This is a genomic window from Micromonospora sp. NPDC003776, from assembly GCF_053605645.1.
This window is the reverse complement of record NZ_JBSGJR010000368.1, coordinates 1-7151: the sequence shown is the minus strand read 5'-3', so window position 1 is coordinate 7151 and position 7151 is coordinate 1. Positions and strand designations below refer to the sequence as shown.

Genomic DNA, 7151 nt, shown 5'->3' with positions numbered 1-7151 from the left:
GGATCACCCCGGGGGCCCGCCGCCTGCTTCGGTACGTCAGTCGTTGCGGTGGGCTTCCCACCACGCCTGGCCGGCCTCGGGCAGGGTGTCGATCGGGTCGTAGTAGGCGTAGCGCTTGTTGAGCGCTTCGAGGTCGGCCGACTCGATCGAGGTGCGGTAGTTCTTCGTCCAGTAGGAGATGCCGCGTTCGCGGTCGTACTCGGTGAGCATGTGGACCCAGCGCTTGCCGACGAAGGGAACGTCGCAGACGATCCGCGGCGTCGCGTAGCCGGGCAGGTAGCCCATGATGTCGTGCTGGAGTTGCTGGGCGTGCCAGACGGGGACCCGCCAGTGCTCGGCGTTGGGGATCATGTCGCACATGTAGAAGTAGTACGGCAGGATGCCGGCCTCGCCCTGCAGGGCGAAGCAGAGGTCGAGCAGGTCAGCGCTGGTGGCGTTGACGCCGCGCATGAGGACGCCCTGGTTGCGCACGTCGCGGACACCGACGTCGAGGGCGGTCTGGGCGGCCTTGGCGACCAGCGGGGTGATGGACTGCCGGTGGTTGACGTGCGTGTGGATGGCGAGGTTGACGCCACGGCGGGCGGCGGTGCGGGCGACGCGTTCGAGCCCTTCGACGACGTCGGCCTGGAGCCAGTGCTGGGGCAGGCCCATGAGCGCCTTGGTGGCCAGCCGGATGTCGCGGATGGTTTCGATCTCGAGCAGCCGCATCAGGTACGACTCGAGGTTCTTCCACGGCACGTTGGCCACGTCACCGCCGGACACGACGACGTCCCGGACGCCGGGGTGGGCCTTGAGGTAGGCGATGTGGGCGTCGTACCGGTCGACGGGCTTGAGGGTGAGCTTGAGCTTGTCGACGGTGGGCGTGGAGTTGCCGACCAGGTCCATGCGGGTGCAGTGCCCGCAGTACTGCGGGCAGGTGGAGAGCAGTTCGGCGAGGACCTTGGTGGGGTAGCGGTGGGTGAGGCCTTCGGCGACCCACATGTCGTGCTCGTGGAGGCTGTCGCGGGTGGCGTAGGGGTGGGACGGCCAGTCGGTGCGCCGGTCGGAGGCGACGGGGATCATGTAGCGGCGGACCGGGTCGGCGAGGAGCGCCTCGGTGGTCATCGGCTCGAACGGCACCATGGTGTTGAGCATCTGCGGCGGCACCAGCATGGACATGGTGGCCAGGTTCTTCTGGTCGGCTTCGAGGTCGGCGTAGAAGGTCTCGTCGACGAGGTCGCCGAGGACGGTGCGCAGCTGCTTGATGTTCTTGACGCAGTTGACCCGCTGCCACTGGGCGTTCTCCCACTGCTCGCGGGTGACGTGGCGCCAGCCGGGGAAGCGGGTCCAGTCGGGCTCGACCAGGGGGTTGCGGCGGTATTCGTAGGGCTGTCCGGCGGTGGGGACCGCGACCGGCGAGGTGCGGGGCGCTGGGATGGTCTCCACCGGTTGGGTCTGGGTCACGGCCCCTCCTCGTTGTGGTGCGGTTGATCAGCGGTTGCGAAGGCTACTGGAAAATATCCGGTGAAGAAATTAGTCTGCCGTAAGTTTTCCCGCGATGCGAGCCCTGGCCAGGGGTTCGAGCGGCTGGACATAGGGGGTCGGCGTGACGTCACCGGTGGGCCTGCACCGCGTTGTGGAACCGGCGGGGGTGCTGCCGCAGGCGGCGTGGCGCCTCGATGCGGACCCGCGGATCGCCCCGAACGAGGTGCGAATCCGGGTGGAACGGCTGAATCTGGACGCGGCGAGCTTCCGGCAGCTGTCGGAGAAGCACGGCGGCGACGGGGAGAAGGTCCGCGCCGAGGTGCTGGAGATCATCTCCGCGCGGGGGAAGATGCAGAACCCGGTGACCGGCTCCGGCGGCATGCTGATCGGCACGGTGGAGGAGGCCGGGAAGCGGTCGCCGCTGGGGCTGACTCCGGGTGACCGGGTGGCCACCCTGGTGTCGCTGACCCTGACCCCGCTGACGATCCTGGACGGGCTGGCCCGCTGGGACGGGCGCAGCGAGCAGGTGCCCTGCGACGGGTATGCGATCCTGTTCGCCCGGTCGATCGCGGCGGTGCTGCCGGCGGACCTGCATCCGGAGCTGTCCCTGGCGGTGCTGGACGTGTGCGGGGCGCCGGCGTTGACCGCCCGGGTGGTCGCCGAGCAGGTGGCGCGGCGCGGCCGGGAGGGTGATCCGCGGCCGGTGCGGGTGGCGGTGATCGGCGGGGCCGGCAAGAGCGGCTCGCTGTCCCTGGCGGCGGCGCGGCGGGCGGGTGCGGGCCGTACGGTCGGGGTGGTGCCGGTGGCGGCGGAGCGGGACGCGCTAAAGGCGGCGGGCCTGGCCGACGTGGTGGCCCTGGCGGACGCCCGGGATCCGGTGGGGCTGTCCACGGCGGTGACGACGGCGCTGGGCGCGGCGGCGGACGTGACGGTGGTGTGCGTGGACGTGCCGGGCTGCGAGCACGGGGCGGTGCTGGCCACCGAGGACGGCGGCACGGTGATCTTCTTCTCGATGGCGACGAGCTTCGCGGCGGCGGCGTTGGGCGCGGAGGGTCTGGCGGCGGATGTGACGATGCTGGTCGGCAACGGGTACGTGCCGGGTCACGCGGACTTGGCGCTGGACCTGCTGCGCGGCGAGCCGGGGGTGCGTCGTCTGTTCGAGGCGCGGTTGGCGGCAGACTGACACCATGACGAACCCCTCGACGTTGTACCGCGGCGGAGTGCTGCACTGTCCGGCGGACCCGAGCGCGACGGCGTTGCTGGTGCGGGACGGCCGGATCGCCTGGTTGGGTGCCGACGCCGACGCGCCGGCCGCCGACCGGGTGGTGGAGTTGGGCGGGGCGCTGGTGACGCCGGCGTTCGTCGACGCCCATGTGCACGCCACGGACACCGGGTTGGCGCTGTCGGGGCTGGACCTGTCGGCGGTGCGGTCGGCCGGGCAGTTGTTGGAGGCGGTGGCGGCGTTCGCGGCGGGTCTGCCGGGGGACGCGGTGGTGCTGGGGCACGGTTGGGACGAGTCGACGTGGTCGCGGCCGGTGCCGCCGGACGCGGCCGAGTTGGACCGGGCGGCCGGGGGCCGGAAGGTGTACCTGTCGCAGGCGTCGATCCATTCGGCGCTGGTGTCGGCGGCGCTGCTGGCGGCCTGCCCGGACGCGGCGGCGGCGGCGGGCTACGACCCGTCGGGCTGGCTGCGGCGGGACGCGCATCACGTGGTGCGGGAGGCGGCGCTGGGGTCGATCTCGCCGGCACAGCGGGTGGCGGCGCAGCGTGCGGCGTTGCGGCACGCGGCATCGCTGGGCATCGCGGCGGTGCACGAGTGCGGCGGGCCGGGCACGTCCGACGAGTCGGACTTCACGGGCCTGTTGGCGGTCTCCGGGGACGGGGTGCCCGAGGTGTACGGCTACTGGGGTGAGCTGCTCGGGGCGGCGAAGGCCCGGGAGTTGGGCGCGGTCGGGGCCGGCGGTGACCTGTACGCGGACGGGGCGCTGGGGTCGCGTACGGCGCACGTGTCGGATGCGTACCTGGACGGGGAGCCGGACGGGTGCGGGCACGGGTACGTGACCGTGGAGCAGGTGCGTGATCATCTGCTGGACTGTGCGGCGCACGGCCTGCAGGGCGGTTTCCACGCGATCGGTGACGCGGCGATCTCGACGGTGCTGGCGGGGTTCACGCAGGCGGCGGAGAAGGTCGGGGTGGACCGGCTGCGGGCGGCGCGGCACCGGATCGAGCACGCGGAGATCATGAACAAGCGGCTGATCGCCGGGTTCGTGGAGTACGGCATCGTGGCGTCGATGCAGCCGGCGTTCGATCGGCTGTGGGGTGGTGCGGGCCGGATGTACGAGTCGCGGTTGGGGTTGGCGCGGTCGTTGGAGTCCAACCCGATGGGTGCCATGCACTCGGTGGGGGTGGCGCTGGCGTTCGGGTCGGATTCGCCGGTGACGCCGCTGGACCCGTGGGGGTCGGTGCGGGCGGCGGCGGCGCACCACAACCCGGTGCAGCGGATGAGTGTGCGGGCGGCGTTCGCCGCGCACACCCGCGGCGGGTGGCGGGCGGTGCACCTGGACAACGAGGGTGTGCTGGCGTTGGGTGCGCCGGCGACGTTCGCGGTGTGGGCCACCCCGGCCGGGGTGGAGCGGGGTCTGCCGGTGTTGCAGGCGGAGGACCCGGAGGAGCGGGGCGCGGGCGATCCGACGCCGTTGCCGGTGTGCCGGGCGACGGTGCTGCGGGGTGACGTGATCTATGAGCAGTGATGTGAGCGGCGAGGAAGGGTGTCCGTGACAGGCAAGCTTGGGCTGGATCCGGCGCTGGTGGCGCGGGCGCGGGAGTTGGCGCGCCGCGCCGGGCAGCCGGTGGTGGATCTGGCGCGCAGCCACACCACCGTGTCGGTGGAGCGGGCGGTGCTGCGGTTGGCCGGGGTGACCGGCGCGGACCCGGACGGCATCCCGTGGGTGAACCGCCTGGTGGATGCGGTCGTCGGTGATGTGGGGCTGGGGCACGGGGTGGCCGTGCCGGTGTTCGACGCGCTCGCCCGGGAGGGGCTCAGCGATGTGACGTTGCTGGCGCAGAAGGCGGCGGCGGGGTCGGTGCGGTTCCAGCAGCCCACCGGCAAGGCGGCCACTGCCGCCCGCCGGGCCGCCCGCAAGGCGGTCGCCGCCGGGGTGCGGCAGATCGACCGGCGCCGGGCTGAGCGGGACCGCCTGGTGAAGCGGTACGGGGACCCGAAGCAGCGGCCGTGGATCTACCTGATCGTGGCGACCGGGGACATCTACGAGGACATCCCGCAGGCGCAGGCGGCGGCCCGGGCGGGTGCGGACATCATCGCGGTGATCCGCTCGACGGGGCAGTCGTTGCTGGACTACGTGCCGGAGGGCGCGACCCGGGAGGGTTTCGCCGGCACGTACGCCACGCAGGAGAACTTCCGGTTGATGCGGGCGGCGTTGGACGACTCGTCGAGGGAGTTGGGCCGGTACGTGCGGCTGACGAACTACGCGTCGGGGCTGTGCATGCCGGAGATGGCGACCCTGGCCGGCCTGGAGCGGCTGGACATGATGCTCAACGACTCGATGTACGGCATCCTGTTCCGTGACATCAACCCGATCCGCACGTTCGTCGATCAGCGGTTCTCCCGGCAGGTGCACGCCCGCGCGGGGATCATCATCAACACCGGTGAGGACAACTACCTCACCACCGCCGACGCGGTGGACGAGGCGCACACGGTGACGGTGTCGCAGCTGCTCAACGAGTACTTCGCGCACGAGGCGGGGCTCGCGGACTGGCAGTTGGGCCTGGGGCACGCGTTCGAGATCAACCCGGATGTGCCGGAGTCGTTCCGGTTGGAGTTGGCGCACGCCCTGCTGGCTCGGGAGTTGTTCCCCGACGCGCCGTTGAAGTGGATGCCGCCGACCAAGCACATGACCGGTGACGTGTTCCGCGGCAACCTGCTGGACGGGTTCTTCAACCTGGTCGGCACCATGACCGGGCAGGGGATCCTGCTGGTCGGGATGATGACCGAGGCGGTGGTGACGCCGTGGTTGTCGGACCGGGACATCGCCCTGCAGAACGTGCGGTACGTGCTGGGCGCGGCCGGTGGCCTGCACGAGGATTTCGTGCCCGCCCCGGGTGGGTTCATCCAGCAGCGCGCCCACCGGGTCCTCGGTGAGGCGATCGATCTGCTGGAGCGCATCGGTGACCAGTCGCTGTTGACCGCGATCGCGGAGGGCACGTTCGGGATCATGAAGCGGCCCGCGGACCGCGGCAAGGGCCTCGACGGTGTGGCGGAGCACGAGGCGGACTACTACAACCCGGCCACCGAGATCCTGGAAGGAGACCGCTCGTGAGCGCCCCCGCGGCGGAGAAGAAGATCGTCCGGCCGTACGGGGACACCACCGGCGACGGCATGGTGCAGGTGTCGTTCACCCTGCCGGTGCCGCACGACAAGCGGGCCGAGGGCGCGGCGGTGCAGCTGGCCAACCGGATGGGCATCGACCCGGCGATGCTGGTGCACGCCAAGCAGATGGGCGACGGGTTCACCTTCTTCGTCGTCTACGGCCGGGTCAACCATCTGGTCGACCTGTCGGCGGTGCAGGTGGTGGAACGGGACTTCCCGCTGCTGTCGGCCAAGGAGGTCAACACGGTGGTGAAGCAGAAGCTGCGGCGCAAGCTGTCGGTGGTGGGGGCGTGCATCGGCACCGACGCGCACACCGTCGGCATCGACGCGATCCTCAACGTCAAGGGCATCGCGGGGGAGAAGGGCCTGGAGTACTACCGGGAGCTGAAGGTCACCAACCTGGGTGCGCAGGTCAGCGTGCCCGAACTGGTGGAGGCGGCCCGGCGGGAGAAGGCCGACGCGGTGCTGGTGTCGCAGGTCGTCACGCAACGCGACGCGCACCTGCACAACACCCGGGAGATGACCGCGGCGTTCCGGGAGGCGATGCCGGCCGGGAAACGGCCGTTGCTGATCGTCGGCGGGCCCCGCTTCGACGAGACGATGACCGACGAGTTGGGCGTCGACCGGATCTTCGGCCGCGGCACCACCCCCGGCGAGGTCGCCAGTTACCTGGTCCACGCCCTGATCACGAACAAGAAGGCGAAGCAATGAGCGATTCCCGGGTCGGGTTGACCGTCACCCACCGCCGGTACGTGCCGTACTCCCACGCCCACTACGCGGGCAACCTGGTCGACGGGGCGTACGCGCTGGGCCTGTTCGGGGACGTCGCGACGGAGGTGTGCATCCGCACCGACGGCGACGAGGGCCTGTTCGCGTCCTACTCGGACGTGCAGTTCAAGGCGCCGATGAAGGCCGGTGACGTGTTGGAGGTGTCGGCGACCGTCACCCGGGTCGGCACCCGCAGCCGCACCATCGACTTCGCCGCCCGGGTGGTGTGCCGGGGCCGCCCCGACAAGAGCGAGTCGGCCGCGGAGGTCCTCGCCGAACCGATCGTCGCGGTCACCGCCACCGGCACGGTCGTCGTACCGCCGGCGGCGTGAACGTCGCCGTCTGCGCCGACGTCGGGTCCACGTACACCAAGGCGGCGCTGGTCGACCTCGACGGCGGCGGGCTGGTCGCGGCGGCGTCCGCGCCGACCACCGTCGGCACGGATGTGCTGCACGGCCTGGACGCCGCCGTCGGCGCGGCCACCGCCGGGCTCGACGCCGCCGACGTGCCCTGGTACGTGTGCTCGTCGGCC

At 71.5% G+C, this 7151-nt stretch carries 7 protein-coding genes; 6 read left to right on the top strand and 1 reads right to left on the bottom strand.

The genetic code is table 11. The annotated features are described in order from the left end of the window. Positions 1-36 precede the first annotated feature (36 nt). Positions 37-1443, bottom strand: coding sequence for a KamA family radical SAM protein (locus tag ACWEVO_RS25010; RefSeq protein WP_452309955.1), 1407 nt, complete (start codon positions 1441-1443; stop codon positions 37-39). Positions 1444-1585: 142 nt separating this feature from the next. Here ACWEVO_RS25010 and kdd point away from each other — a divergent pair, with 142 nt between their 5' ends. From kdd to ACWEVO_RS24980, 6 genes are all read left to right on the top strand, one after another. Continuing rightward, entirely contained in the window at positions 1586-2647 is a 1062-nt protein-coding gene (kdd, locus tag ACWEVO_RS25005; protein WP_452309954.1) for an L-erythro-3,5-diaminohexanoate dehydrogenase, read from the top strand. A 4-nt stretch (positions 2648-2651) separates the two neighbouring features. Beyond that, on the top strand, positions 2652-4214 hold the full coding sequence (locus ACWEVO_RS25000) for an amidohydrolase (protein ID WP_452309953.1): 1563 nt from the start codon (positions 2652-2654) through the stop codon (positions 4212-4214). Positions 4215-4238: 24 nt separating this feature from the next. Continuing rightward, the gene (kamD, locus tag ACWEVO_RS24995; RefSeq protein WP_452309952.1) at positions 4239-5801 is read left to right on the top strand and encodes a lysine 5,6-aminomutase subunit alpha; all 1563 of its coding nucleotides are present in this window, start codon (positions 4239-4241) and stop codon (positions 5799-5801) included. Then, positions 5798-6562: a lysine 5,6-aminomutase subunit beta gene (kamE, locus tag ACWEVO_RS24990; protein WP_452309951.1), complete on the top strand. Its 765-nt coding sequence runs from the start codon at positions 5798-5800 to the stop codon at positions 6560-6562. The genes kamD and kamE overlap by 4 nt, the downstream gene beginning before the upstream one ends. Further along, the gene (kal, locus tag ACWEVO_RS24985) at positions 6559-6951 is read left to right on the top strand and encodes a 3-aminobutyryl-CoA ammonia lyase (protein ID WP_452309950.1); all 393 of its coding nucleotides are present in this window, start codon (positions 6559-6561) and stop codon (positions 6949-6951) included. Before kamE ends, kal begins: the two co-directional genes overlap by 4 nt. Further along, a partial coding sequence (locus tag ACWEVO_RS24980; RefSeq protein ID WP_452309949.1) for a glutamate mutase L occupies positions 6948-7151 on the top strand: 204 nt, incomplete at its 3' end. The genes kal and ACWEVO_RS24980, both read left to right, overlap by 4 nt.